This window comes from Streptomyces sp. NPDC021562, assembly GCF_040640875.1.
Lineage (GTDB): Bacteria > Actinomycetota > Actinomycetes > Streptomycetales > Streptomycetaceae > Streptomyces.
The window spans coordinates 186,848-212,503 of the sequence record NZ_JBFACN010000014.1; the positions used below are offsets into that span (position 1 = coordinate 186,848).

The window sequence follows — 25,656 nt, forward strand, 5'->3', positions numbered from 1 at the left end:
GCAGGTCAAGCCTCGGTCCGTCACGAACCCTGCGACAGCGCGCCGTTGGGGGTCGGCAAGCGCTGGCGGCATAATCGATCGCACGCGGCACCCGCGAAGTCGTCACCGACCTGTGGTACATGCGCTGACCACCGATGGTTTTAATTGAGATTTGTACCACTTCAGGGAAACCGCTTCACTCAAACACTGCTCGAAGCAGATCGCTGGGTGTTAGAACATGGCCACAGAACGTCGGGCCCCGAACGGTCCCGCGCACCCTCCCTGTTGTGAAATGGGACGATCTTGTCCAAGCTCAGACCCCTGACCGGCAATTGGCGCGTCGCAAGACGCCTCCAGGCCATTCTGCTCATCCCCGTGCTGGTCGCCCTCGGGCTCGGCGGCATCCGGGTGAAGAACTCGGTGGACACTCTGCGCGACGCCAACGACGCGGTACGCGTGGCGGAGTTGGTGCAGGCGGCGAACGCCTACGCCAGCGACGCGATCAACGAGCGGGACGTGTCGGTGATCCCGCTCCTGGAGGGCAAGCGGAACGAACCCGCCGTGCTGGCTGCGCGCAAGGTCACCGACGCCGACGCTCAGGCCTTCGACCGGGCGGTGGCGCGGGCACCCCGGACGGCGGGCCTGGACCGGCGGATCGCCCTGGTGCGGGAGGGCGAGAAGCAGCTGCCGACGGTACGTGCCGCCGCGTTCACGGCCAAACTGACCGGCGTGCAGACGGAGGAGAGCTATCACGCCGTCCAGCACCCGCTGATGGAGATCTCCAACGAACTCGGCTTCGGCAGCGACAACCAGGCGAGCTTCGGACGCACCCTCTACGCCGTGTCCCTGACCCAGGCCGCCGAGTCCCTGGTGCGTTCCATCGGCACGCATCTGCTGGTGGAGGACCGCACGGCGCTCGGGCCGGGCGAACTCCAGAACCAGCTGTCCTCGTTCAGTTCCTACGCCTACCTGGAGCAGGTCGGCCTGCAGGAGTACGCGGGCGCCGGCACCACCGGGGACATGACCCGGCTGCGGGTCGCGCTGGCCGACGCGCAGAAGAAGGGGGCGGCGCAGACGGCCAAGGCGGCCCAGGAGGCGAAGGCCGTGGGCCGGACGTTCGTGGCACCGCCGGACCGGGCCACGATGATCAGTGAGATCGCCGGCGGGAAGTCGACGCAGGAGCTGGCCGCCGAGGGCATCACACCCGAGTCGTTCTTCGCCGCGCACGCGCTGGTCTTCGACGCCTACCGGGGGATCGAGATCCACCTCACCGACACGGCGCTCGCCGACGCCCGCAGCATCGCCGGCAAGGCCCGCCGGGGCGCGATCACGAACGGCGCGCTCGCGCTCAGCGCCGTCCTCGCGGCGTTCCTGCTCGCTGCCTGGGTGGCCCGTTCCATGAGCCGTGGGATGCGGCGGCTCAGCGCCTCGGCGATCGAGATCGCCGAACAGCGCCTCCCGGCGGTCATCAACCAGCTGTCCCAGGCCGTGCCCGGTCAGGTGGACACCAAGGTGACACCGATCCCGATCACCACCACCGACGAGATCGGCGAGGTCGCGCGGGCCTTCGACCACGTGCACCGGGAGGCGGTCCGGCTCGCCGCCGAACAGGCCCTGCTGCGCGGCAACATCAACACGATCTTCACCAACCTGTCGCGCCGCAACCAGTCGCTGATCGAGCGTCAGCTCGCCATGATCACCGACCTGGAGGAGCGCGAGGCCGACCCCGAGCAGCTGGCCAACCTGTTCCGCCTCGACCACCTGGCCACCCGGGTCCGCCGCAACGGCGAGAACCTCCTGGTGCTCGGCGGCGAGCGGCCCACCCAGCAGTGGGACCACCCGCTGCCGCTGGTCGACGTGATCCGGGCGGCCGCCTCCGAGGTGGAGCAGTACGAGCGGATCGAGCTGGCGGGCGTCCCGGAGGCCGAGGTCCACGGGCGTGCCGTCACCGACCTCGTGCATCTGCTCGCGGAGCTGCTGGAGAACGCCACCGCCTTCTCGTCGCCGCGCTCGACGGTCCGGGTCACGGCGACCCGGCTGCCGGACGCCCGCATCATGGTCGAGATCCATGACAAGGGCATCGGTCTGATGCCGGAGGACTTCGCGGGGATCAACCACAAGCTGGCCAACCCGCCGACCGCCGACGCGGACGTCTACCAGCACATGGGCCTGTTCGTGGTGGGCCGGCTGGCCGACCGGCACGGCATCCGGGTGCAGTTGCGCCCGGCCGCCGGCGAGTCCGGCACGACCTCGCTCGTCATGCTCCCCGCCACCGTCACCTGGCACAGCGGTCCCGAGTCCGACGCCGACACGCTGGCCCTGGCGACCGTCAAGGCACGCGCCTCGTCCGCGCTCGACGCCCTGCTCGCGCAGGCACCCGCCGACCCGTTCGCGGCGCACGAGGCGTGGGACGACGGCATCGTGGTGCCGAGCCCCGCCGCGGCACCGAGCGGACGGTCCGGGACGGCTCCGGCGGCCGGCGCCGCCGAGGCACCGTCTGCGAGCGGCGAGCCCGGGTCGGCCGGCCGTCCGCCCGGCCTCCCCCGGCGTGTCCCGAGGCGGAGCCGGGGACGCGCCGAGAAGGACTGAGGCGCGGGACGGTGATCAGGGGGGTGGCTCGGGGCGCAGGGCCCGCGTCACCGCCCAGATCACCGAGATGAACGGCACGGCCACCACCGCCCCGATCACCCCCGCGACGATGCTGCCCGCGATGACGGACACGGCCACGACGAGAGGGTGCAGGCGTACCGCCCAGCTCATCACCAGGGGGTGCAGCAGATGCCCCTCCAGTTGGCCGATGACGACGATCAGCACCAGGACGGCGGCGGCCGTGAGGGGGCCGCGCCCGGCGAGGGCGACCACGGTGGCCACGCCCAGCGCGACCGGTGAGCCCACCAGCGGGACGAACGCGGCGAAGAACTCCAGCAGCGTGAGCGGCAGGGCGAGCGGCACCCGCAGCACGAGCAGGGCGATGCCGACGAGTACGGCGTTGGTGGCGGCCACGATGATGATGCCGCGGGTGTATCCGGCGAACGTCCGCCAGGCCGCCCGGCCCGCCCGGTCCCAGGCGGGGCGGGCGCCGACGGGCAGCAGTTCGCTGCTGGCCCAGGCCCACAGCCGTTCGCCCGAGTGGATGAAGAAGACCGAGGCGAAGAGCGCGAGCGCGACGCCGGTGACCAGTTCGACCAGTGTGCCCAAGCCGCTGACCGCACTGTTGACCAGGTTGGCGCGGTGCGCCTGGACATAGTTGACGATCTCCTGTTGCAGATGCGACAGGGCGCCCGGGCCGAGCCGGAAGGGCGGGCGCTGGAGCCAGACCTCGATACGGTGGATGCCGCCGCGGAACTCGTCGGCGAGCGTCGTCGACTCCTCGGCGACCGCGTTGCCGACCAGGGCCAGCAGTCCGCAGAGCACGAGGATGCTGCCGACCAGGCTGACGGCCACGGCCAGCGGTCTGGGCAGCCACCTGCCGAGCAGGTCGGCGAGCGGGCGCAGCACCGAGGTGACGACCAGGGCCAGGAACAGGGCCGTGGCGATCAGCTGGAAACGGCCGAGGACGCTGAAGACGCCGTAGACGACGACGCCGACCACGATGAGCCGCCAGGCGTACGCGGCGGCGATCCGCAGGGCGGGCACGACGACCGCGCTGACGGAGGCGGTGGCGCGCGGGTCGCGCGCCCGCTTCGGGATCCACACGGCGCGCGCGGCCCGGCTGCCCGGCGCCGTGCCGCGCGCCCGGCCCACCCGGCCCCGCCCGCCCGCACCCGCCACCGCGCCTCCCGTTGCCGACCTCCGCCTGCACAGCACGTTAGGGGCAATCCGGACACCGAGCGGCGTCCACTGCGCCAAGGGGGTCAGTGCGCGCCGCCCCGCCGCCACCACCGACCCCGGCCGCGCGGGCCGCCGCGTCCCGCCGGTGGCCCGACCGGACGGGTCAGTGCGCCGCGGCCGTCGTGACGGCTGTGCGGGCCGCGCGTTCCACCAGGTGGACGCCGTCCGGCATCGACGTGTTGCCGTCGGAGAGGACGGCGACGAGGTAGTGGTGTCCGCCGGCGGTGACGCGGCCGACGCTGTTGATGTCCCACAGGCCGGTGGTGGTGCGCATGAGCCAGCCGTTCTTCAGCGCCCACTCGGTGTCGGCGGCGGCGGAGACGCCCCAGGACTGCTCGTCGGCGATCTGGGTCATCAGGGTGCGGATACGGCTCCGGGACGGCTCGTCGAGGGGCGTCGAGCCGGTGCCGAAGATCGCGCGCAGCAGCCGTATCTGGTCCCCCGCCGTGGTCCGGGTCAGCCCCCACCTGCCGTCCGGGCCGCCCGTGGTCGAGGTCAGGCCCAGCCGTTTGTTGGCCGCCTCCAGACCGGGGGCCCGGCCGATGGTCCGCCACAGCGCGTCGGCGGCGGCGTTGTCGCTGGTGCGGATCATCGCCTCCGCCTGGGCGCTCTCCCGTGCGGTGAGGTCGCGGTGGTCGTCCCGGGCGTGCAGCAGCAGCGCGGCGAGGATGTCGACCTTGACGATGCTGGCCGTGTCGTACGCCGCGTCGTCACCGTAGAGGGCGGGGTCCCGGTCCGTGCCGTCGAGGTCGAGGACCGCGGCGGTGACCCGCGACGCGCCCTGCGCCCGCACCGTGGTGCGGAAGTCGGCGGTTCCGGAGCCGGTCCCGGTGCCCGACGCCAGGGCCGCCGGTGCGGCTGCGGCGAGCAGGGTGACCACGGTGACCAGGACGGACAGGGTTCGGTTGAGCATCGCGGAGCGCCTCGGCAGTTCGGATCGGAGGGACACAGGACTGCGAACGTAGACAGAGGACCCGGGGCCGCGACATGACCGCCGCCACGGCGCCACCTGTTTGTGAGCAGGACGACAGGAACGGAACCGGACTCCCCCAGGCCTCATCCGGAGCTGTCCGGGGGAAGAATGTGAAAGGAGCGGCGGACCAGCCCCTGGGAGGTGCCATGAGCACATCGGCGGAACCGCGGGTCAGCGGCCTGGAGGTGCGGTCCATCGACTACGTGCCGCTGGACGAGCGGCACGGCAAGCTGTGGCACCTGGGCCCGCTGTGGTTCATGTCCAACGCGCAGATCGCCACCCTGGCCGTGGGGCTGATCAGCATCACGGAGGGCGGCAACCTGATCTGGTCGTTGCTGGCGATCGTCGCGGGCACCCTGATCGGCACGTTCTTCATGGCGTTCCACTCGGCGCAGGGCCCGCAGCTCGGCCTGCCGCAGATGATCCAGTCGCGACCGCAGTTCGGCTACGTCGGTGCGCTGCTGGTGTGGCTGTTCGCGTACGTGCAGTACGCGGGCTTCAACGTGTTCAACACCATCCTGGCCGGTGAGTCCCTGCACGCCACGCTGCACGGCGGGGTGAAGCTGTGGGTGGTCGTGGTCACCGCGATCGGCCTGGTCGTGGCGCTGGTGGGTTACGACATCATCCACAAGGCCGAGCAGTTCCTGACGTACGCCTTCCTGGTGATCTTCGGGATCTTCACCGTCGGTGTGCTGGTCACCCTGCACTACCCGGCGGGCTCCTTCGACCTCGGCGCCTTCCGGGCCACGCCGTTCCTGGCGCAGTTCGGCGTGGTCGCCGGTTACCAGATCAGCTGGGCCATCTACGTCTCGGACTACTCGCGCTACCTGCCGCCGGACGTGACCGTCCGCAAGACGTTCTACTGGACCTACTTCGGGTCGGCGCTCGGCGGAATCTGGCTGATGGTGCTCGGCACGCTGCTGGCGGCCTGGGCAGGCGACAGCTTCGACACGATCCGCTCCATCAACGCCGCCGGTGACAAGATCTTCGACGGCTTCGGCGCGGTCGTGCTGCTGTTCGCCGCGCTGGGCCTGATCTCGGTCACCGCGTTGAACATGTACGGCGGCTCGCTCACCCTCATCAGCGCCCTGGACTCCTTCAGACGGGTCCGTCCGACGCTGGGGGTGCGGCTGGCCACCCTGATCGTGACGGCGGTGCTCTCCCTGATCGGAGCGCTGGCGGCGACGGCGAACTTCCTGACGAACTTCAACAACTTCCTGCTGCTGGTGCTCTACCTGTTCATCCCGTGGACCTCGGTGAACCTCATGGACTACTACGTGGTGCGCCGGGGCCACTACGCCATCGCCGAGATCTTCAAACCCGACGGCATCTACGGCCGCTGGGGCTGGCAGGGGATCATCTCCTACCTGGTCGGGTTCGCCGTGATGATCCCGTTCTTCTCCGTCGGCACGCTCTATGTCGGACCCGCCGCCCGGGCTCTGGGCGGCGCGGACATCTCGCTGTTCATCGGGTTGCCGGTGTCGGCGGTGCTGTACTGGGCGCTCACCCGGTCGATCGACGTCGCGGAGGAGACCCGGATCGCCGAGGCGGAGGCCGCCGCGCTGGAACAGGCGGCCCACGAGCACCGCGAGCCGTAGGGGGTCCGCCGGGCCGGCTCGCGCGCGACCGTCAGGTCAGTACGCGGAGTTGACGTTGTCGATGGAGCCGTAGCGGTGCGCGGCGTAGTTGGCGGCCGCGGTGATGTTGGCCACCGGGTCGGTGACGCTCTGCGCGGTGCCGGCGACGTGGTAGGCCTTGAAGGTGGGGTCGATGACCTGGAGCAGGCCCTTGGACGGGGTGCCCTGCTTGGCGTTGACGTCCCAGTTGTTCTGCGCGGTGGGGTTGCCGCCGGACTCGCGCATGATGTTGCGCTTGAGGCCCTCGTAGCTGCCCGGGATGCCCTTGGCCTTCATGATCTGCAGCGACTGCTTGATCCAGCCGTCGAGGTTGTTGGCCTTGCCGCCCTGCTGGGAGGCGGTGCGGCCGGTGTCACCGGAGGCCGTGGCCGCGGTGGCGGTGTGCACCTGCGTCGCCTCGGCGGCCTGGGCGTTCGCCGGCATCAGGGTGAGCGCGGCGGCCGCGGCACCGGTGGTGGCGAGGCCGGTCAGGCCGATGGTGCGGAGGCGGGCGATGCGGGTGCGGTTGATCAGGGTCATGTGAAGGAACTCTCCGGTGGGGGACGGCGTCGGCGCCGGCCGCTGTGAGCGGCGGCGTGGGCGGAGCCCGTGCTGCCGGCGGGAGGGGACGGACCCCGCGGTGATCCGCTCGGTCCATCGCCTGTCTCCCGGCGACGACAGCCATGGTTAGCGGCGCCTGCGGCCGGACGCAAAGATGTGACGTACTACCCGCTTTCGTACCTGCAAGCCGAAATGACCGATATGTAGGACTTCTGGCCTGTTCAGTGGCATCCGTCGGTACGACGACGCATAGGATGTGATCTGCCTCCTATGGGTGGCATCACGCTCCGGGGCCCTCCAGAGCCCCGTCAGCGCACCGTCGGCAGCCCCTGCGGCACCGGCTTCCACCGCAGGTGGACTCCGTTCTCCCCCGGCTGGTCCCCCCGCAGCAGCGACAGGCGGGGGCGTACGGCGTCGGTGCGGGCGGTGGGGGGTCTGCGGCGTCCGGCGCGGTAGGGGGCGGGCCAGTCGGCCGCGGCACCCGTGTACTCCTGCTCGGCGGCCGCGTGCAGGGTCCAGTGGGGGTCGTAGAGGTGGGTGCGGCCCAGGGCGCAGAGGTCCGCGCGGCCGGCGAGCAGGAGGGAGTTGACGTCGTCGGGGGAGGCGATGGCGCCGACGGCGATGACGGCGGCGCCGGTCCCGGCGGCCGCCTGGTGGCGGATGCGGTCGGCGTAGGGGGTCTGGTAGGAGCGGCCGTAGGCGGGCTGTTCGTCCTTGGTGACCTGCCCCGTGGAGACGTCGATGACCGCGGCGCCGTGGGCGATGAAGGCGCGGGCGATGGTGACCGCGTCGTGTTCGGTGGTGCCGTGCGGGGCCCAGTCGGTGGCGGAGATCCGCACGCCGACGGGTCGTTCGGCGGGCCAGACGGCGCGGACGGCGTCGAAGACCTCCAGGGGGTAGCGGAGCCGGTTCTCCAGAGGACCGCCGTACGCGTCGGTGCGGTGGTTGGCGAGCGGGGAGAGGAACGAGGAGAGGAGGTAGCCGTGGGCGCAGTGCAGTTCGAGGAGGTCGAAGCCCGCGTCGGCGCCGCGGCGGGCGGCTGCCACGAACTCGGCGGTGATCGCGTCGAGGTCGGTGCGGGTGAGCTCGCGGGGGGTGGGTGAGCCGGGGCCGTAGGGCAGGGCGGAGGGGCCGACGGTCCCCCAGTTGCCCTCGGGGAGGGGTTCGTCCATGCCTTCCCACATGAGGCGGGTGGAGCCCTTGCGGCCGGAGTGGCCGAGCTGGAGGCCGATACGGGCGGTGGTGCGGGTGTGGACGTAGGAGACGATGCGCTGCCAGCTGTCGCGCTGCGTGTCGTTCCACAGGCCCGTGCAGCCGGGGGTGATCCGGCCCTCGGGTGACACGCACACCATCTCGGTCATGACCAGGCCCGCGCCGCCCATGGCCCGGGAGCCGAGATGGACGAGGTGGAAGTCGCCGGGGACGCCGTCGGTGGCGGAGTACATGTCCATCGGGGAGACGACCACCCGGTTCTTCAGCTCCAGCCGCCCGATGCGCAGCGGCTGGAACATCGCGGGGACGGTCCCCGCACGGCCCTGCGCCGCGGCGAAGGCGGCGTCGACGCGGTCGGCGAACTCCGGGTCGCGGGTGCGCAGGTTGTCGTGGGTGATGCGGCGGGAGCGGGTCAGCAGGTTGAAGCAGAACTGGACGGGCTCCTGGCGTGTGTACATGCCGATGTTCTCGAACCACTCCAGGGATGCCTGCGCGGCCCGCTGGGTGGACTCCACCACCGGCCGCCGCTCGGCCTCGTACGCGCGCAGCGCGCTGTCGACGTCGGCGTGCTCGTGGAGGCAGGCGGCGAGGGCGAGGGCGTCCTCCATCGCCAGTTTGGTGCCGGAGCCGATGGAGAAGTGCGCGGTGTGCGCCGCGTCGCCGAGGAGGACGAGGTTGCCGTGGTGCCAGTGCCGGTTGCGGACGGTGGTGAAGCTCAGCCACTTCGAGTTGTTCGCGAACACCTCGTGCCCGGCCAGTTCCGGGGCGAACAGCTCTCGGATCCGCTCGACAGCCGGCTCGTCCGACTCCCCGGGTCCGACGGCGGTGTGCCCGGTCGCGTCGAAGCCGGCCCGGCGCCACACGTCCTCGTGCATCTCCACGATGAAGGTCGAGCCGGTCTCGGAGTACGGGTAGCCGTGGACCTGCATCACCCCCCATTCGGTGTCCTTGACGAAGAACTGGAAGGCCTCGAAGACCCGGTCGGTGCCCAGCCACATGTACTTGCTGTGCCGCCGGTCCAGCGACGGCCCGAACACGTCCGCGTACGTCGCGCGCACACCGGAGTTGACCCCGTCCGCCCCCACCACCAGGTCGTACCCGGCCCGCAGCGCGGCCACCTCCGGGGCGGCGGTCGAGAAGCGCAGGTCGGCGCCGAGCCGCAGGCAGCGCTCCTGGAGCAGGTGCAGGAGTTCCCTGCGGCTCATCGCGGCGAATCCCTGGCCGCCCACGGTGTGGCTCTCGCCCCGGTAGTGGATGTCGATGTCCGTCCAGCGGGCGAACCGCCGGGACATCGCCTCGCTGAAGACGGTGTCGGCGTTCTCGATACCGCCGAGGGTCTCGTCGGAGAACACGACGCCGAACCCGAAGGTGTCGTCACGGGCGTTGCGTTCCCACACGGTGATCTCATGGGCGGGATCCAGCTGTTTCATCAGGGCCGCGAGGTAGAGACCTCCCGGGCCGCCGCCGACGATCGCGATCCTCACGGGAGTTCCCCTCGCTGCTCGGCGTCGATGATCCTGCGCAGGGCGAAGCGCTGGAGCTTGCCGCTGGTGTTGCGCGGCAGGGCGTCGTGGAAACGCACCTCGCGCGGGTACTTGTAGGGCGCCAGGACCTGCTTGACGTGGTCCTGGATCTCCCTGGCCTTCGCCGCGTCCCCGGCCACGCCCTCGCGCAGCACGACGAACGCGCAGACCACCGAGCCGCGTTCGGCGTCGGGGCGGCCCACGACCGCCGACTCCACCACGTCGGGGTGGGTGTCGATGGCCGCTTCCACCTCCGGGCCGCCGATGTTGTACCCGGAGGAGACGATCATGTTGTCGCTGCGCGCGTGGTAGTAGAAGTAGCCGTCCTCGTCCCGGTGGAAGATGTCCCCGGTGACGTTCCAGCCGCCGACCACGTAGTCCTGCTGGCGTCTGTCGTCGAGATAGCGGCAGCCCACCGGGCCGATCACCGCCAGCCGCCCCGGCTCACCGGGGCCCAGCTCCGCGCCGTCCAGGCCGAGGACCGTCGCCCGGTACCCGGGCACCGGCCGGCCGGTCGCTCCCGGGCGGATGTCGTCGCCGGCCGCGGAGATGAAGATGTGCAGCAACTCGGTGGCGCCTATGCCGTCGATCACCCGCAGTCCGACGGTGTCCCTCAGCTCCTGCCAGGTCGTGAGGGGTATGTGCTCGCCCGCCGACACCGCGGCCCGCAGCCCGGCGAGCCGGTGCACCTCGCCTTCGCGCACGATCGCCTTGTAGGCGGTGGGCGCGGTCGCCAGCACGGTGACGTCGTGCCGCTCGACGAGGTCGGCCAGCCCGGCGGGTGCGACCGTCTCCGTCAGCAGGGCACAGGCGCCGGCCCGCAGCGGGAAGACGACCAGCATGCCGAGGCCGAACGTGAAGGCGAACGGCGCGGTGCAGGCGACCAGATCGTCCGGGCGCAGTCGCAGGACGTGCCGCCCGAAGGTGTTGTCTATCGACAGGAGGTCCCGGTGGAAATGCATCGTGATCTTCGGGACACCGGTGCTCCCGGACGTGGGGCCGAGGAGTGCCACGTCGTCGGCGGCGGTGTCGACGTTCGTGAACTCGCCCGGCTTGGCGGCGCACCGGGCCACCAGGTCGTCGGCGCCCGGACCGCCGTACGCGACCAGGCGCAGGCCGGGCAGGGCGGTGCGGACCTCGTCGGTGAAGCGGTGGTCCACCAGGGCGACGGACGGTCTGGTGCGCTCGGCGATCGGGACGATCTCCCGGGCCCGCAGCGCGGCCATGGTCGTCACCACCACCCCGCCCGCCTTCAGGACTCCGAGCCAGCAGGCCACCGTCCACGGCGTGTTGGGCGAGCGCAGCAGCACACGGCCGCCCGGCACCAGGCCCAGATCCTCGGTGAGGACCCGGGCGACCTGGTTGGCGCGGGTGCGCAGGTCGCCGTACGACCACACCTCGCCGGCCGCGGTGCGCAGCGCCGGACGGTCGGGCCCGTACGACGCGACGGGCACGTCGATCAGTTCGGCCGCCGCGTTCAGCCGCGCCGGGCAGGCCAGTTCGGGGGTGGTGAACTCGATCACCGGCCACAGGTCGGGGGGCGGGAGGTGGTCGCGGGCGAAGGTGTCCAGGTGCGAGGTGGGTGAGAGCGGAAGTGACAACGCGAGGATCCTTCCGGTGGCCCGCCGACGGCGCCCGGCGGGCGGCTCAGGCGGGGCGGATCATGCCTTCCTGGACCACGGTGGCCAGGTGGCGGTGGTCGCGTGTGAAGAAGCGGCCCGTGCCCAGGCCGCGGCCCGCGTCGGCGGCCACCGCTTCCTGGGCGTACAGGAGCCAGTCGGCCGGCGGCGCCGGACGGTGGAACCACATGGCGTGGTCGAGACTGGCGGTGACCAGGCCGGGGTCGGCCCAGGCGAGGCCGAGGACCCGCAGGACGGGTTCGAGGACGGTGTAGTCGCAGACGTAGGCGAGGGCGGCGAGGTCGCGCTGGGCGTCGGTGAGTCCCTCGACGGGGCGCAGCGCGTCGAACGGCCGCAGCCAGACGGCCTGGTGCGGCAGCCGGTCGCCGTCGACGGTGAGGTAGACGGGGCCGGGGACATGGCGCATGTCGAAGCCGCGGCCGCCGCACCAGTAGGCCCTGGACTCGGCGGTCATGGTGCCGCCGGTGCGGTCGGCGAGGTACTCGGCCGAGCTGGGCAGGCCCTCGGGGCCGGGGACCTGCTCGTCGAACTCCGTGTGGAACGACGCCCCGGGCTCCCCCGCGGCGAAGTTGGCGAGGCAGACGTAGAGCACCTTGCCGTGCTGGTAGCCGCGCACCTGGCGGGTGCTGTAGCCGCGGCCGTCGCGCAGTACCTCCACCTCGTAGCGGACCTCGGCGCCGACGTCGGCCGGGCGCAGGAAGTAACTGTGCATGGAGTGCAGGGACTTGCCGTCGGTCACCGAGCGCATCGCCGCGGCGGCGGCCTGGGCGACGAGGTCGCCGCCGTAGGCCTTGGGCCAGGGGCAGGGCTGGGTGGTGGCGGTGAAGGCGAGGTCGAAGTGGTCCGGCCGGGCCGGCTTCAGGGTGAGGGCCGCCGTGACGATCGCGGAGGTCGGTGCGGCCGAGGCGGCGGAGGCGGCCGGGGTGGCGCTCACCGGTTCAGCCAGTCGCGCAGGTCGGCGTCGGCGACGTCGGGCAGGTTCACCACGATGTTGTCCGGGGTCCGGGTGGTCATCCAGACCAGCGGCCTGGTCCGGGAGAGGTTGCACTCGACGTGCGGCATGAAGGGCGGGACGAAGACCCAGTCGCCCTCCGCCATGTCGACGTAGTCCTCGAACCTCTCGCCGAAGTAGATACGGGCCCGGCCCGACAGGACGTAGCCGCCGGTCTCGGCCTCGCCGTGGTGGTGGTTGACCGAGCGGTAGCCGGGTTCGTTGCTGACCTTGCCGTACCAGAGCCGGCGCGCCGGGGTGTGCTGGGCGCTGACGCCCGACACGCGGACGGCGCCGCCCGAGTCGGCGGTGTTGACGTCCTCCAGGCCGGCGCGGGTCACGACGGGCGCGACGATCCCGTCGGCCGGACGGTACAGCGCGTTGTCGCTCTGCGGCTGACGCCGCGGGTCGGGCTCCATGGAATCGGCTCCGTTTCCGTGGCTTGGTCGGTACCTCCGCGGGCCTACCGGGGGCCGGAACAGGACTGCGGCCTATCTCGTATCTTTCACGGTCGTCATTTATTGTCAACATGGCTGGCCGTGCGGCCGGCGCCGGACACCACCGAACCGGAGGCCCCATGACGCCCGTCGCCGTGAACCCGCCCGAACTGCCCGCGCCGAGCGGCTACTCGCACGGGACACTCGCGGGGAACACGCTCCACCTGGGCGGCCAGACAGCCCTCGACGCCGACATGAAGATCGTTCCGGGTGGGATCGTGGAGCAGTTCCGCCAGGCCTTCGGCAACCTGCTCACCACGCTGCGCGCGGCAGGCGGCGAACCGCGGGACCTGGTGAGCGTGACGATCTATCTGACCGACATCCCGGACTACCAGGCGCACGGCAAGGAGATCGGCCGGGCGTGGCGGGAGCTCGCGGGCCCGGTGTATCCCGCGATGGCGGGTATCGGCTGCACCGCGCTCTGGCAGCCCGAGGCGCTGATCGAGATCCTGGGCGTCGCCGTGATCCCGGAGGAACGGCTGGTCAGGCCCGGCTGTGGATGACCGCCAGGGCGTGTTCGCGCGCGGGCTCCCGGAGCGTCCTGTCGAGCTCCGCGAAGAGCGCGCCGGCGGTCTCGCCCTCCCAGCCCGGCGGCAGCAGGGCGAGCGGCAGGCCGGGGTCGCGGTACGGAAGCCTGCGCCACTCGGTGAGCATGGGCAGATAGATCCCGAACGCCTCCCGGGGACGGACGGCGCCGGTCGCGGCGCGCTCGCTCACCGGGCGGTAGCGGGCCAGGAAGTCCGTGTAGAGCGCGGCGAGCTCGTCGAGGTCCCACCATGCGCGGACCTTCGCCGACAGGTCACCGAAGGCCACGTGGTCGCCGGTGAAGACGTCCACGTACGGCGTCAGTTCGAGCCGTCGCAGGGTGCGGCGGGTCTCCTCGGCGAGGATTCCCGGGGCCACCCAGACACCGGGGGCCGCGGTGCCGAACCCCAGCCGGGTCAGGGCGGTGCGCAGGGCGTGGCGCCTGTCGCGCTCGGACTCGGGCACGGAGAACACGACGACCAGCCAGCCGTCGTCGGCCGCGGCCCGGGTCCGCTCGAAGATCCGGACATCGCCCTCCGCCAGCACCTCCAGCGTGCCCTCGGAGACGGCGTACCCGGCGACGCCCCCGCGCCGCCCGCCGTGCAGCACCCCGCGTCGCTTCAGCCGGGAGACCGCGGAACGCACGGCCTGCCCCTCCACGCCGAGGTCGGCCATGAGACGTATGACGGAGGCGACGGAGAGCCAGTCCTGCTCACCGCGCGCGTACAGCGCGAAGAGGGTGATGATCAGCGGGCCCAGCCGGCTGTCCCGGCCGCCCGCGCCGACGGCGGCGGACGACGAGGACCCGGCCCGCGCTGTCATGCTCTCCCGCCTCCGGCCGTCGTCACCTGCGAACCCTCCTGATCGCCGAGCAGCCTACCGCGCGGGGCGGCCGACGGCGGGCGTGACCGGTACGGCCCAAGGGCGGGGGACTGCGGGGCGCCCGAACCGGGCATCGTCATCATCCGTACCACGGTTGTCGCAGGTGTCTCTGGTACTTCTGGTGCCTGCGTTGTCTCTGCCGCCTCAGTTGGGGAGTCCGACATGACCACACCCCGGGACCTGTTCCTCGTCACCGTGTACGACGCCGCCGCCCGGCCAGTCGAACAGGGTGACCTCTCCCTGGCACTCGCGGGAGCCGAACTGGTCGATCTCCTCGCAGCCGGGGCGGTCACCCTCGACGGCGATCTCGTCGTCCCCGCTCCACAGGGCGGCACGGGAGACCGGCTCCTGGACGAGGCGGCCGCGGCGCTGCGGCAGGAGGCGCCGTACGAGTCGGTGGAGGACTGGCTGTGGCGCCGCGGGCGCGGCCTGGGCGCCGCCTACCTCGACGAACTGGAGGCGGACGGCACGGTGGTCGCCCAGCAGCGGCGCCGCTGGCTGCCGCTGCCGACCGGACGCACGGAGCCGTCAGACTCGCCGGAGCGCGCCGCGGCCCACGAACGCTGGACGTCGGGCGAGCCCGTGCTCGCCGCCCTGGCGGCCGCCGTCGGGATCCAGGACGAGGCGGCCGAGGACCTCGTCGGCGCGGCCCCCGAGGCGACCGTCACGGTGGTGGCCGCCGTGAACGACGCCGTGACGGAACTCGCTGCCGTACGGCAGCGCCGGGAGATCGAGAACGCGGCCTTCGACAACGTCTGGCGGGGCCTGTGACGGTCGCCGCTCCCGTGCGGCCCGGGGAGTGCACGAGGCGGGCGCTCACTTGAGGCCGCTGAGCATGACTCCCCGGACGTAGTACTTCTGCAACAGGAGGAACAGGACCAGCACCGGCAGGGTGCTCAGGACCAGGCCGGCCATGACGATGGGCATCGTGCGGGCCGGGTCGACGTAGTCCTGCAGGAGCTGGATGCCGACGGGCAGGGTCATCACGTCCGGGTTCGCGGTCGACACGAGCAACGCCCAGATGTACTCGTTCCAGGCGTCGACGAAGGTCAGCAGGCCGAGGGTGAGCAGGACCGGCCTGGTCTGCGGAAGGACGATCCGCCACCACACGGTGAACTCGCCGGCGCCGTCGATGCGCGCGGCCTCCAGCACCTCGTCCGGGATCGAGATCATGAACTGGCGCGTCAGGAAGATCCCGAAGCTGCTGACGAGGAACGGCACGGCGAGCGCGACGATGCTCACGGTCAGCCCCGCGCCGCCGCGCCCGAGCAGGTCGTTGCCGCCCGCCAGCGGCCAGTGCACCAGGATCAGGAAGTGCGGGACGAAGAACAGGAACGGCGGGAACATCATCGTCGACAGCACCAGGCGGAAGACCAGGTCCCGGCCGGGGAAGCGGAGTTTGGCGAGCGCGTAGCCCGCCAGTGAGGACGTGAGCAGCACCGAACCGGTGATGACGGTCGTGGCGACGACGCTGTTGCGGAAGAGCACCGGCAGGTCGAGCTGATGGACCGCCGCCCGGTAGTTGGACAGGTCGAACGCCCTGGGCAGGAACCGGTACGGCAGCGTGCCGGCCTCGTCCGGTCCCTTGAAGGACGTCATCACCATGTCCGCGAACGGCACCACCGTGAGGACCGCGCCGGTCACCACCAGCAGGTACGACAGCCAGGGGAAGGGCCGGCGGTTCACGCCTCCTCCCCCGTGCGCCGGAAGAGCCACAACTGCACCAGCGTGACGGCGAGGACCACCGCGAACAGCACGAAGGCGGCGGCGCTCGCGGTGCCCCAGTCGCCGTAGGAGAACGCCTGCCGGTACATCTCGAGCGCGGCCACGTCGGTCGCGTCGCCCGGTCCGCCCCTGGTCATCACGGTGATCAGCGCGAACGACTGGAGGCCGGTGAGGAACTGGGTGACGCACACGAACATCAGGGACGGCCGCAGCAGCGGCAGCGTGATCTTCCAGAAGACCGTGCCGGGGCCCGCGCCGTCGAGGGCGGCGGCCTCGTAGTAGGTCTCGGGGACGGACTTCAGCCCCGCCGTCAGGACGAGGACCGCCGAGCCGACGGAGGCCCAGGACTGTACGACGACGACCGAGGGCAGCGCGGTGTCCGGGTCCTGGAGGAACGCCACCGAGCCGAGTCCGAGGGCGTTGAGGACGCCGTTGACGAGGCCACCGGGCTCGTACATGTACTTCCACACGTTGCCGACGGCGACGACGGTCGTGACGATCGGCAGGAAGTACAGGGTGCGCCACAGCCCTTGGAACCGCAGCTTGTCGATGCAGGTGGCGACGAGCACGGAGCCGGCGAGCGAGAGCACCACGGTGCCGAGGGCGAACAGCAGCGTGTTGGTGAGCACCGGCGTCAGGAACGTCGAGCCGGCCGCGAACAGAGCGGCGAAGTTGTCCCACCCCACCGGTTCGATGTCACCGAGGTCGAACCCGGCCCAGCGGGACGTCGACAGCAGCAGCGCGAAGCCGAGCGGGAGGACCAGGAACACGGCGAAGAACAGCAGCGCCGGGGTCAGGAAGAGATAGGCGACGACGGTCTGGCGGCGCTGCCCTCGGCCGCGGGTGCGGGTGCGGGTGCGGGTGGCGGGGGCGCCGGGTGCGGCGGGTTCGGCCGGCCGCGGGGCCAGGGTGGCGTTCACCATGACCGGGACACCTCCTGGTCGACCTGGCGGCGGGTGGTGCGCAGGGCCTCCTCGACGGACTGCCGGCCGGTCCACAGCGCCTCGATGTTCTTGCGCAGCAGCGACTTGGCCTGCTGCGCGCCCGGTACGTTCGGCTCCGGCACCGCGTAGGCGAGCGCGTCCCGGAAGGGCCGCAGGTTGGGATCGGTGGCCGCCCCGAGCAGGGTCCGCATGTCGTCGGCGCGACCGGTCAGCGAGCCGACCGACACCTGAAGGGCACTCATCCGGGTGGCACCGCGCACCTTCTCGGTGTTGAGCCAGCGCAGGAACTCCCAGGCCTCGCGCGGGTGCCGGGCGGCCGTGTTCACGCCCAGCATGAAGCCGGTGGCGAGGGTGGCGCGGCTGCCGCCGGTCTCCGGGAGGGGCACGGGCACGACTCCGACATCGCGGTAGGCCGTGCCCATCAGCGACTTGAGGTTCGCCGTCCACCAGCCGGCGCTGATCACCATGGCCACCTGCCCGGACGCGAACGCCTGGTAGACGTTGACACCGGGGTCGCTCGCGCCGCTGGTGACGAGGCGGTGCTCCAGGTCGAACACGGCCCGGCCGGGTGCCGAGTCGAGCTCGGTGCGTCTGCCGTCCGCCGAGACGAACCGCCCGCCGGCGGCGTTGAGCAGCGCGAGGGTCTGGCCGACGGTGGTGGAGTCGTCGAAGGTCGACAGCCCGAAACCCTGGACCAGCGTGTTGCCGTACCGGTCCCGCCGGGCGGTGCGGCAGGCCGCGTCCTCCAGCTCCCGCCAGGTGCGCGGCGGCCCTGCGACACCGGCCTCGCGCAGCAGCCGCCTGTTGTAGTAGAGGGCGTAGGTCTGCATCTCGGTGGGATAGCCGTAGACCGTGCCGCCCACCGAGGCGGAACCGACCGCGGCGGATCCGTAACCGCGCCGGATCTCCTCGGCGTGCCCGGGCGGCGCGGGCCGCAGCACCCCGGCCCGGACGAGCTGGCCGTTCCACAGGCAGTACGGGTGCAGGAGGTCGGCGCCCTGCCCGGCGGCCTGCCGGACCATGACCGTGGTCAGCAGATCCGTGAACTCCACCGCCTCGGTCGCCACCTTGACCCGGTCGTGGGTGGCGTTCCACTCGTCGACCGGGCCCCGCAGGGCCTCCTTGAGCGCCCCGCTCGCGTAGTGGGAGAGCAGGGTGAGGACGATCGGGTCGCCGGGCCGTCCGGTGCCCCGGGACGGTGCGGCGCAGCCGGCGGCGAGCAGCGCCGAGGGCAGGACGAGCGCGAAGTGACGGCGGCTCGGTGCCCGGCTCACCGGGCGGCTTCCCGGCGCATCACCCGGAACACCCGGGTCGTGGTGAAGCCGGCCTTGCGGTACAGGTGCCCGGCCGGGGACTGCGCGCCGGTCCACAGGAACCACGCGGAGTGCGCCCGGCGCGCCCGCATCCGCTCCAGGACCAGGTGCAGGAGGACTTCACCGAGTCCGGTGCCCCGCATCTCCTCCAGCACCCCGATGGGCCCGAACCGCTCGTCCACCGAGTCGAACGCGCCGTGCATCGCCCAGCCGACCATGCGGCCCGCCGGGTCGCGTGCGGTGACGATCCGGTCGAGCGGGGTGCCCGCCGTCAGACACGCCCTGATGGTGCAGGCCCAGTCCGGCCCGAAGTGGCTGCCGGCGAGGGCGAGGAGATCCACCAGGTCGTCGTCGGCCGGGGTGCCGAACCGGTGGCCACGGGCGGTCAGTTCGCCCGCGCGGCGCAGGACGTCGGCCGGGACGCGGTAGCCGACCAGGGCACGGTGCATCGCCGCCGCCTCGTACAGCGCCCGGAAGCCCAGCGAGTCGAGGAGCCCGGCCGCCTCCGGGTAGGCCTCGGCGTCCAGGCCGGGGAAGACGTAGTTCGGGGTGTACGAGGAGAAGTCCACCCGGGTCCGGCCCTGGCCGGCGAGCCAGTCGAGGGCCTCGGTCAGCAGGCGGCGGCCGAGGCCGCGGCGACGGGCGTCCGGGGCGACGAAGAAGAACGGGATCCAGCCCTGTTCGGGCTCCAGGTCGGTGCCGGACATCGGGGTCAGCCGGCGCACCGCGTAGGCGGCGCCCAGGACACGGTCGCCGTCGGCGGCGATCCGCAGTCCGGCCGGGTCGAAGTTGGGGTCGAGCAGCACCAGGGTGCGGAAGCGGTCCGCGGTGATCGGGTCGGCGGGCGCGCTCCGGGCCCACGCCTCCACCAGCCGGGGGCCGTCGCCCGACCGGAAGCCGCGGATCCCGACTCGGGATGTCGTCGTGGGGTGGGTCATCGACGGGTGGTCCTTCCGAGGGAGCGGGGAGCTGCGTGGTCTCAGGGCGACGACGGGCCGGCCTCAGCGGTACAGCAGTACGTCGTCGCCGGCCCATCGGCCGGGCGGGACCGGCGGTCCGCACAGCGGGAGCGGGTCGTCACCCGCGTCGACGGCGCGCCGCAACCGGTCGGATCCCCACAGCAGATCGATGAAGGGACGGCGGCCGGTCTCCTCCGCCCCGGTGTCCTCGGCCCCGGTCTCCTCGGCACCGGTCTCCTCGGCACCGGTCTCCTCGGCACCGGTTCCGTCCGCACCGGCGCCTTCGGCACCGCTCCGCACCGCCGCTCCGCACTCCCCCGGCTTCCAGGCGAAGTCGTCCGGGTACAGCCGCCGGAGCGTGGCGAGCATGGCGACGGCGGTGCGTACGGGTGCGAACGTCGCCCGGTCGGTGACGTGCAGCTGCACTCCGCGCAGGGGCCTTCCGGCGTACCGGTGGCAGGCCGGTACGAACCGCAGCTCCCGGAAGTGCACGCCGGGCAGGGCGAGTTCGGTGAGCGCGGGCGCGAACCGCCGGTCGAGGTACGGGGCGCCGACGATCTCGAAGGGCTGTGTGGTGCCGCGGCCCTCCGAGAGGTTCGTCCCCTCGAACAGGCAGGTGCCGGGATACACGAAGGCGGTGGCGGGTGTCGGGATGTTGGGCGAGGGCGCCACCCAGGCCAGACCGGTGTCCTCCGCGGTCATGGCTCGGTGCCAGCCCAGGGCCTCGATCACCGTCAGGTCGACCGGCCCGTCCGCGATCTGCGGCACGGCCGAGGTGTTGAGATGTCTGGCGAGTTCGCCGCAGGTGAGACCGTGCCGGACGGGGACGGCGGCGCGTCCGACGAAGCTGGAGCAGTCCGGTTCCAGCAGCGGACCCTCGCTGACGAGTCCGCCGAGCGGATTCGGCCGGTCGGCGACGACGAACCGCACGCCCGTACGGGCCGCCGACGCCATCAGGTCGAACATGGTCCACACGTAGGTGTAGTACCTGGCCCCGATGTCCTGGAGGTCGAGGACGAGGGTGTCCACACCGCTGTCGATCAGCAGCTTGTCGAGCCGCTCGCCGGCGCGGCCGTAGGTGTCGTACACCGGGAGCCCGGTGTCGGGGTCCCGCCGGACGGCGTCGCTCTCACCGGCCTGGCCGGTCCCGTACAGTCCGTGTTCCGGACCGAACAGGGCGACCAGCGGCACCCCGGCGTCGAGCAGCGCGGGCGCGGCGGGACGCAAGTCGGGCAGGACTCCGGTGTGGTTGGTGACCAGTCCGACGCGGCCGCGCCCGACCGGTTCGGGCTCCGCGTACAGCCGGGCGATACCGGTGGTCACCGCGCAGCGGTCGTGCGTGCTCATGTCCTGCCCCGTCCGACGGTGACACCCCTTCGCAACAGTGGTCGGAATCTACCCTTACGTCCCGTTGTTCGCGGTACCGAATCGCCGACGGCCTTACGCGTCACCGAGGTTGAGCGTGCGGTCGCGGCCGGGCGCCACAACACGCCGACCGGCGTCGCCCGCACGTGGGAAGTTTCCGTGTCGGCGGGGCCTCCGGGTGGGGTGACGGTGTGTGATGGCCGCGGGCTCCGGTCCTTCCGGCGCCCTTTCTTCACCGTTGTCACCGTTCACGAAGGACATCACGATGCGCCTCTGTCGTCCGCTCGCCGTCGCTCTCGGCGGGCTCGCCCTCACCGTCCTCACCATGGGTCCGGCGGCCGCCGCCCAGGGGACCTTCGTCTGGGTCGGCCCGAAGGGCAAGGCGTACGCCGTCCAGAACCCGCCGGACCGCAAGTGCCTCGACATGGCGCAGGAGGCGCGCGGCCCGCAGAACTCCACGAAGAAGGCGCTCGTCGTCTACAGCAAGGCGAAGTGCAAGGGCACCGCGCGCAGGATCGCCCCCGGCCACTCGGCGCCCGCCGGCGTCCACTTCGCCAGCGTGGTCTTCAATCCCCGCTAGCGCTCGCCTCGGTGCGCCCGCCGTGCCCGCGCCCGCCGCGTCACAGGGGGGCGCGGGCCACCGTCATGATGTAGGCGCCGAACAGCAGGGAGACCGTGGCGAGGGCGCCCACGACGAGGACGGCCTGGGCGGGTCGCAGCCGCCAGCTCCTGACCAGGGCGCGGGCCAGCGGGATCAGCAGGGGGAACGCGGGGAGCAGGAAGCGGGGCTTGGAGGCGAAGGAGCCCGAGCCGCCCACCACGACCAGGACCAGCACCCCGGCGAAGACCACCAGGACCAGCGGGGCACGGTCCAGGCAGAGCAGGCAGAACAGCAGGACACCGGCCACGACGATCACCAGGGCGGCGGCGTAGACGAAGCCGCCGCCGTGCACCAGCAGGCCCTTCACGAACAGCAGGGACCCCCGGCCGAAGTCGAAGCGCGAGTTCCAGGCCTGCTGCACCCCGAAGTAGCCCCCCAGCAGGTCGCCGGTCCGGTGTCCCACCCACAGGACGTAGCCGAGCCAGCCGACCGGGGCCGTCAGGCATCCCACCCAGAGCCGGGGCGTGACCCGGCCCCGTCGCCGCACCGCCTCGTGGGCGCCCGCGACGACGACCGCGGCGGCGACCGCGAAGCCGCTGGGCCGGGAGAGACCGGCGAGCGCGGCGAGACCGCCGGCCCACAGCCAGCGACCCCTGAGGACGCTGTACAGGGACCAGGCCGCGAGCGCCGAGAAGAGGGACTCGGTATAGGCGATGGTCAGTTCGACCGACTGGGGGAGTACGGCCCACAGAACGACGAGCGCCGTGGCGACGCCCCGGCCGTACACGAGGTCGCCGACGCGGTAGACGCCCCACGCGGCCACCACGGCGGCGAGGCCGGCGAGCAGCAGCGCGGCCCTGCCGGGCGAGAGCGGCAGGACCGTCGTCAGGGCGCGGATGAGCCCGGGGTACAGCGGGAAGAACGCCCAGTCGCTCTGTACGGCTCCGTGGCGGGTGATCTCGATCAGGTCGCCGTAGCCGTGCGCGGCGATGTGCTGGTACCAGCGGGCGTCCCAGGCGTGCGCGAGGTTCCGCAGGAGCGGGTGCCCCGTGGCGTGGTTGGCCAGGACGACGACGGCGGCCCCGGCGAGCCGGACCGCCACGAAGAACGTCAGGGCGGCCCGCAGGCCGGACGGGGTGCGGCCGAGGGACGGCAGGAGGGCGGGGCGCGTCAGGGCGACGGGGCCCGACCGCGGTACGGATGACGTGCTCACGGTCCGACCATCGGCAGCGCAGCGCGACCTCGCAACGCGACACGGGGGTTTCTTACGGTCTTCCGCACCCGTTCAGACCCACGCGACCCGCATCACATGCGCACCCCCTTGATCGATCATCCGACGGTCTGTTTACCATATGAGCGCCACTCAGCTCGATCGAGAGATGCAGGTCTGTGACTGTCAACGAGGACTCGTTCACCAACTGGAAGAACCGTGAGGAGATCGCGGAGTCGATGATCCCGCTCATCGGGAAGCTGCACCGGGAGCGGGACGTGACGGTCCTGCTCCACAGCCGCTCCCTGGTGAACAAGTCGGTGGTCAGCATCCTCAAGACCCACCGTTTCGCCCGCCAGATCGACGGCGCCGAGCTCTCGGTCACCGAGACGATGCCCTTCCTCCAGGCGCTCACCACGCTCGACCTCGGGCCCTCCCAGATCGACCTCGGCATGCTCGCGGCCAAGTACAAGGCCGACGACCGCGGCCTGACGGTGGCGGCCTTCACCGCGGAGGAGGTCGCCGGCGCCACCGGTGCCGACAAGATCGACCGGCGTGAACCCCGTGACGTCGTCCTGTACGGCTTCGGCCGCATCGGCCGGCTGGTCGCCAGGCTCCTCATCGAGAAGTCGGGCTCCGGCAACGGTCTCAGGCTGCGGGCCGTCGTGGTGCGCGGCGGCGGCGCCGAGGACATCGTCAAGCGCGCCTCGCTGCTGCGCCGCGACTCGATCCACGGGCAGTTCCAGGGCACGATCACCGTGGACGAGGAGAGCAGCACGATCCTCGCCAACGGCAACGAGATCAAGGTGATCTACGCCGACGACCCGTCCGCCGTGGACTACACCGAGTACGGCATCCGGAACGCCATCCTCATCGACAACACGGGCAGGTGGCGGGACCGCGAGGGCCTGTCGAAGCACCTGCGTCCGGGCATCGACAAGGTCGTGCTGACCGCGCCGGGCAAGGGCGACGTCCCGAACATCGTGCACGGCGTCAACCACGACACCATCAAGCCGGACGAGCAGATCCTGTCCTGCGCGTCCTGCACCACCAACGCGATCGTGCCGCCGCTGAAGGCGATGGCCGACGAGTACGGGGTGCTGCGCGGACACGTGGAGACGGTCCACTCGTTCACCAACGACCAGAACCTGCTGGACAACTACCACAAGTCGGAGCGCCGCGGCCGGTCCGCGCCGCTCAACATGGTCATCACCGAGACGGGTGCCGCCTCCGCCGTCGCCAAGGCGCTGCCCGACCTCGAGGCGCGGATCACCGGCAGCTCGATCCGGGTGCCGGTGCCGGACGTGTCGATCGCCATCCTCAACCTCCAGCTGGGCCGCGAGGCGACCCGCGCGGAGGTCCTCGACCACCTCCGCGAGGTGTCGCTCACCTCGCCGCTCAAGCGCCAGATCGACTTCACCACCGCCCCGGACGCGGTCTCCAGCGACTTCATCGGCTCGCGCCACGCCTCGATCGTCGACGCCGGCGCGCTGAAGGTGGAGGGCGACAACGCGATCCTCTACCTCTGGTACGACAACGAGTTCGGCTACTCCTGCCAGGTGGTCCGGGTCGTCCAGTACGTGTCCGGTGTCGAGTACCCGACGTACCCGGCGGCGACGGCGGTCTGACGCCTCTCGCCCCTTTCCGGCCCGGCCCTTCCACGAAAGGGCCGGGCCGTCCGCGCTCTTGACGCACCCCCGGCTCGATGACAGTTTTTTATCGATACAACCGGTCCAGCGGACGCTGTTCTGTATATCGAACATCTCAGTCGGTCAGGAGTGCCCGTGTCCACAGCCACCGCGATCATCAACCTCGACATCGAGGGCCCGACGATCAGCCGCCATCTCTACGGCCACTTCGCCGAGCACCTCGGCCGCTGCGTCTACGGCGGTTTCTGGGTCGGCGAGGACTCCCCCGTCCCCAACGAAGGAGGCATCCGGCTCGACGTCGTCGAGGCCCTGCGCGCCCTGGACATCCCCAACCTGCGCTGGCCCGGGGGCTGTTTCGCCGACGAGTACCACTGGCAGGACGGCATCGGCCCGCGCGAGCGGCGGCCCTGGATGGTCAACACGCACTGGGGCAACGTCGAGGAGAACAACCACTTCGGCACCCACGAGTTCATGGCCCTGTGCGAACTCCTCGGCGCCGAGCCGTACATCAGCGGCAACGTGGGCTCCGGCACGGTCCGCGAGATGAGCGAGTGGGTGGAGTACCTGACCCGGGACGGCGACAGCCCGATGGTGCGGCTGCGCAAGGAGAACGGGCGCGAGGAGCCCTGGCGGGTGACGTACTGGGGCATCGGCAACGAGACCTGGGGCTGCGGCGGCAACATGCGCGCCGAGTACTCCGCCGACCTGGCCCGCCAGTACGCCACCTACTGCCGCGACCACGGCGACAACAAGCTCTACCGCATCGCCTCGGGCGCCTCCGACGCCGACTACAAGTGGACCGAGACCCTGATGCAGCAGATCAGCTGCTTCGGCTGCGAGGCCACCCCCAAGACCTTCTTCCAGGGCCTGTCCGTGCACTACTACACCCTCGCGGGCCCCTGGGAGGCCAAGGGCAGCGCGACCGGCTTCGACACCGACGACTACTACCGCACCATGGTGTCGGCCCGCCGGATCGACCGCATCCTCACCGGCCACTCCACGGTCATGGACGTCTACGACCCGCACCGCACGGTCGGCCTGGTCCTGGACGAGTGGGGCACCTGGTGGGACGTCGAGCCGGGCACCGAACCGGGGTTCCTGTTCCAGCAGAACACCCTGCGGGACGCGCTGGTGGCGAGCACCCACTTCGACATCTTCCACCAGCACGCCGCCCGCCTGCACATGGCCAACATCGCCCAGACCGTCAACGTCCTCCAGGCGATGATCCTCACCGACGGCGACCGCCTGGTCCGGACCCCGACCTACCACGTCTTCGAGATGAACAAGGGCCACCAGGACGCCACCTCGCTCCCGGTGCACGTCCGCGCCGAGGGTGCCCGGCGCCGGGTCGGGGACGCGGAACTGGACACCCTGTCCGCCTCCGCCAGCGTCAAGGACGGCAGGGTCCTGATCTCGGTGAGCAACCTCGACGCCGACGAGCCCGCCGAGCTCCTCCTCGACCTGCGCGGCGGCACCCTCGCCGACCCGACCGCCCGCATCCTCACCGCGGACAGGCTCCAGGCCCACAACACGCCCGAGGCGACGACGGTGGCGCCCAGGGAGTTCGACGGCCTCTCCGGCACCGCCGGCGGTCTCCGGCTCACCCTCCCGCCCCACTCGTTCGTCACCGTCCAGGCTCCCCTGCGCCGGCACTGACACC

21 protein-coding genes are annotated in these 25,656 nt (G+C 71.7%); 7 read left to right on the forward strand and 14 right to left on the reverse strand.

The window, feature by feature from the left end; translation table 11 throughout:
- Nucleotides 1-282 precede the first annotated feature (282 nt).
- The gene (locus AB0G52_RS23110) at nucleotides 283-2,568 is read left to right on the forward strand and encodes a nitrate- and nitrite sensing domain-containing protein (RefSeq protein ID WP_361338252.1); all 2,286 of its coding nucleotides are present in this window, start codon (nucleotides 283-285) and stop codon (nucleotides 2,566-2,568) included.
- 15 nt (nucleotides 2,569-2,583) lie between these two features.
- Here the strand turns inward: AB0G52_RS23110 and AB0G52_RS23115 are convergent, their stop codons facing one another.
- Nucleotides 2,584-3,675, reverse strand: a complete 1,092-nt coding sequence (locus AB0G52_RS23115) for an AI-2E family transporter (RefSeq protein WP_207921894.1) — start codon at nucleotides 3,673-3,675, stop codon at nucleotides 2,584-2,586.
- Between the two features lie 238 nt (nucleotides 3,676-3,913).
- The gene (locus AB0G52_RS23120) at nucleotides 3,914-4,723 is read right to left on the reverse strand and encodes a serine hydrolase (RefSeq protein ID WP_361338254.1); all 810 of its coding nucleotides are present in this window, start codon (nucleotides 4,721-4,723) and stop codon (nucleotides 3,914-3,916) included.
- 206 nt (nucleotides 4,724-4,929) lie between these two features.
- Between AB0G52_RS23120 and AB0G52_RS23125 the strand changes: the two genes are divergently transcribed.
- Entirely contained in the window at nucleotides 4,930-6,381 is a 1,452-nt protein-coding gene (locus tag AB0G52_RS23125) for a cytosine permease (RefSeq protein WP_132892739.1), read from the forward strand.
- Between the two features lie 36 nt (nucleotides 6,382-6,417).
- Here the strand turns inward: AB0G52_RS23125 and AB0G52_RS23130 are convergent, their stop codons facing one another.
- The 5 genes from AB0G52_RS23130 to AB0G52_RS23150 form a co-directional block, all read right to left on the reverse strand.
- Nucleotides 6,418-6,939, reverse strand: coding sequence for a transglycosylase SLT domain-containing protein (locus AB0G52_RS23130; protein ID WP_132892740.1), 522 nt, complete (start codon nucleotides 6,937-6,939; stop codon nucleotides 6,418-6,420).
- A gap of 329 nt (nucleotides 6,940-7,268) precedes the next feature.
- A complete protein-coding gene (locus tag AB0G52_RS23135; RefSeq protein ID WP_361338256.1) occupies nucleotides 7,269-9,656 on the reverse strand; it encodes a bifunctional salicylyl-CoA 5-hydroxylase/oxidoreductase in 2,388 nt (795 codons plus the stop codon).
- Nucleotides 9,653-11,296 carry an AMP-binding protein gene (locus AB0G52_RS23140; RefSeq protein WP_361338257.1) on the reverse strand — a complete coding sequence of 548 codons (1,644 nt, stop codon included), beginning with the start codon at nucleotides 11,294-11,296 and terminating at the stop codon, nucleotides 9,653-9,655. Before AB0G52_RS23140 ends, AB0G52_RS23135 begins: the two co-directional genes overlap by 4 nt.
- Nucleotides 11,297-11,342: 46 nt before the next feature.
- Nucleotides 11,343-12,269, reverse strand: a complete 927-nt coding sequence (locus tag AB0G52_RS23145) for an acyl-CoA thioesterase domain-containing protein (RefSeq protein WP_132892745.1) — start codon at nucleotides 12,267-12,269, stop codon at nucleotides 11,343-11,345.
- Nucleotides 12,266-12,745: a cupin domain-containing protein gene (locus AB0G52_RS23150; protein WP_361338259.1), complete on the reverse strand. Its 480-nt coding sequence runs from the start codon at nucleotides 12,743-12,745 to the stop codon at nucleotides 12,266-12,268. Before AB0G52_RS23150 ends, AB0G52_RS23145 begins: the two co-directional genes overlap by 4 nt.
- 158 nt (nucleotides 12,746-12,903) lie before the next feature.
- Between AB0G52_RS23150 and AB0G52_RS23155 the strand changes: the two genes are divergently transcribed.
- Complete coding sequence (locus AB0G52_RS23155; RefSeq protein ID WP_361338261.1) at nucleotides 12,904-13,326, forward strand: RidA family protein; 423 nt, start codon at nucleotides 12,904-12,906, stop codon at nucleotides 13,324-13,326.
- Here AB0G52_RS23155 and AB0G52_RS23160 read toward each other — a convergent pair.
- Nucleotides 13,307-14,170 (reverse strand): PaaX family transcriptional regulator C-terminal domain-containing protein, encoded by an 864-nt coding sequence (locus AB0G52_RS23160; protein WP_361338263.1) that lies wholly within the window; start codon nucleotides 14,168-14,170, stop codon nucleotides 13,307-13,309. The genes AB0G52_RS23155 and AB0G52_RS23160 overlap by 20 nt on opposite strands.
- A gap of 222 nt (nucleotides 14,171-14,392) precedes the next feature.
- On the opposite strand from AB0G52_RS23160, the gene AB0G52_RS23165 reads away from it, so the two are divergent.
- A complete protein-coding gene (locus AB0G52_RS23165; RefSeq protein ID WP_132892752.1) occupies nucleotides 14,393-15,001 on the forward strand; it encodes a GPP34 family phosphoprotein in 609 nt (202 codons plus the stop codon).
- A gap of 45 nt (nucleotides 15,002-15,046) precedes the next feature.
- Here the strand turns inward: AB0G52_RS23165 and AB0G52_RS23170 are convergent, their stop codons facing one another.
- From AB0G52_RS23170 to AB0G52_RS23190, 5 genes are all read right to left on the reverse strand, one after another.
- Nucleotides 15,047-15,916 (reverse strand): carbohydrate ABC transporter permease, encoded by an 870-nt coding sequence (locus AB0G52_RS23170; protein ID WP_132892754.1) that lies wholly within the window; start codon nucleotides 15,914-15,916, stop codon nucleotides 15,047-15,049.
- Nucleotides 15,913-16,878 carry a sugar ABC transporter permease gene (locus AB0G52_RS23175; protein WP_361338265.1) on the reverse strand — a complete coding sequence of 322 codons (966 nt, stop codon included), beginning with the start codon at nucleotides 16,876-16,878 and terminating at the stop codon, nucleotides 15,913-15,915. Before AB0G52_RS23175 ends, AB0G52_RS23170 begins: the two co-directional genes overlap by 4 nt.
- Nucleotides 16,872-18,173, reverse strand: coding sequence for an ABC transporter substrate-binding protein (locus AB0G52_RS23180; protein ID WP_361338267.1), 1,302 nt, complete (start codon nucleotides 18,171-18,173; stop codon nucleotides 16,872-16,874). Before AB0G52_RS23180 ends, AB0G52_RS23175 begins: the two co-directional genes overlap by 7 nt.
- Entirely contained in the window at nucleotides 18,170-19,150 is a 981-nt protein-coding gene (locus tag AB0G52_RS23185) for a GNAT family N-acetyltransferase (protein WP_361338269.1), read from the reverse strand. The genes AB0G52_RS23180 and AB0G52_RS23185 overlap by 4 nt, the downstream gene beginning before the upstream one ends.
- A gap of 63 nt (nucleotides 19,151-19,213) precedes the next feature.
- Nucleotides 19,214-20,518 carry a DUF1343 domain-containing protein gene (locus tag AB0G52_RS23190; RefSeq protein WP_361338271.1) on the reverse strand — a complete coding sequence of 435 codons (1,305 nt, stop codon included), beginning with the start codon at nucleotides 20,516-20,518 and terminating at the stop codon, nucleotides 19,214-19,216.
- 283 nt (nucleotides 20,519-20,801) lie between these two features.
- Here AB0G52_RS23190 and AB0G52_RS23195 point away from each other — a divergent pair, with 283 nt between their 5' ends.
- Nucleotides 20,802-21,116, forward strand: coding sequence for a hypothetical protein (locus AB0G52_RS23195; protein ID WP_132892764.1), 315 nt, complete (start codon nucleotides 20,802-20,804; stop codon nucleotides 21,114-21,116).
- Between the two features lie 40 nt (nucleotides 21,117-21,156).
- On the opposite strand, the gene AB0G52_RS23200 is transcribed toward AB0G52_RS23195, so the two are convergent.
- A complete protein-coding gene (locus tag AB0G52_RS23200) occupies nucleotides 21,157-22,350 on the reverse strand; it encodes a hypothetical protein (protein WP_361338273.1) in 1,194 nt (397 codons plus the stop codon).
- 176 nt (nucleotides 22,351-22,526) lie between these two features.
- Here AB0G52_RS23200 and AB0G52_RS23205 point away from each other — a divergent pair, with 176 nt between their 5' ends.
- Both AB0G52_RS23205 and AB0G52_RS23210 read left to right on the forward strand, forming a co-directional pair.
- Nucleotides 22,527-23,975 (forward strand): glyceraldehyde-3-phosphate dehydrogenase, encoded by a 1,449-nt coding sequence (locus tag AB0G52_RS23205; RefSeq protein WP_361338275.1) that lies wholly within the window; start codon nucleotides 22,527-22,529, stop codon nucleotides 23,973-23,975.
- A gap of 156 nt (nucleotides 23,976-24,131) precedes the next feature.
- Nucleotides 24,132-25,652, forward strand: a complete 1,521-nt coding sequence (locus AB0G52_RS23210) for an alpha-L-arabinofuranosidase C-terminal domain-containing protein (RefSeq protein ID WP_361338277.1) — start codon at nucleotides 24,132-24,134, stop codon at nucleotides 25,650-25,652.
- The last annotated feature ends 4 nt before the right edge of the window (nucleotides 25,653-25,656 follow it).

Bases quoted from the DNA above. Each gene is read 5' to 3' on its own strand.
- AB0G52_RS23175 (WP_361338265.1), bottom strand. From the start codon at position 16,878: ATGGTGAACGCCACCCTGGCCCCGCGGCCGGCCGAACCCGCCGCACCC.
- AB0G52_RS23190 (WP_361338271.1), bottom strand. From the start codon at position 20,518: ATGAGCACGCACGACCGCTGCGCGGTGACCACCGGTATCGCCCGGCTG.
- AB0G52_RS23185 (WP_361338269.1), bottom strand. From the start codon at position 19,150: ATGACCCACCCCACGACGACATCCCGAGTCGGGATCCGCGGCTTCCGG.
- AB0G52_RS23125 (WP_132892739.1), top strand. From the start codon at position 4,930: ATGAGCACATCGGCGGAACCGCGGGTCAGCGGCCTGGAGGTGCGGTCC.
- AB0G52_RS23195 (WP_132892764.1), top strand. From the start codon at position 20,802: ATGCGCCTCTGTCGTCCGCTCGCCGTCGCTCTCGGCGGGCTCGCCCTC.
- AB0G52_RS23120 (WP_361338254.1), bottom strand. From the start codon at position 4,723: ATGCTCAACCGAACCCTGTCCGTCCTGGTCACCGTGGTCACCCTGCTC.
- AB0G52_RS23160 (WP_361338263.1), bottom strand. From the start codon at position 14,170: ATGACAGCGCGGGCCGGGTCCTCGTCGTCCGCCGCCGTCGGCGCGGGC.
- AB0G52_RS23130 (WP_132892740.1), bottom strand. From the start codon at position 6,939: ATGACCCTGATCAACCGCACCCGCATCGCCCGCCTCCGCACCATCGGC.
- AB0G52_RS23150 (WP_361338259.1), bottom strand. From the start codon at position 12,745: ATGGAGCCCGACCCGCGGCGTCAGCCGCAGAGCGACAACGCGCTGTAC.
- AB0G52_RS23155 (WP_361338261.1), top strand. From the start codon at position 12,904: ATGACGCCCGTCGCCGTGAACCCGCCCGAACTGCCCGCGCCGAGCGGC.
- AB0G52_RS23165 (WP_132892752.1), top strand. From the start codon at position 14,393: ATGACCACACCCCGGGACCTGTTCCTCGTCACCGTGTACGACGCCGCC.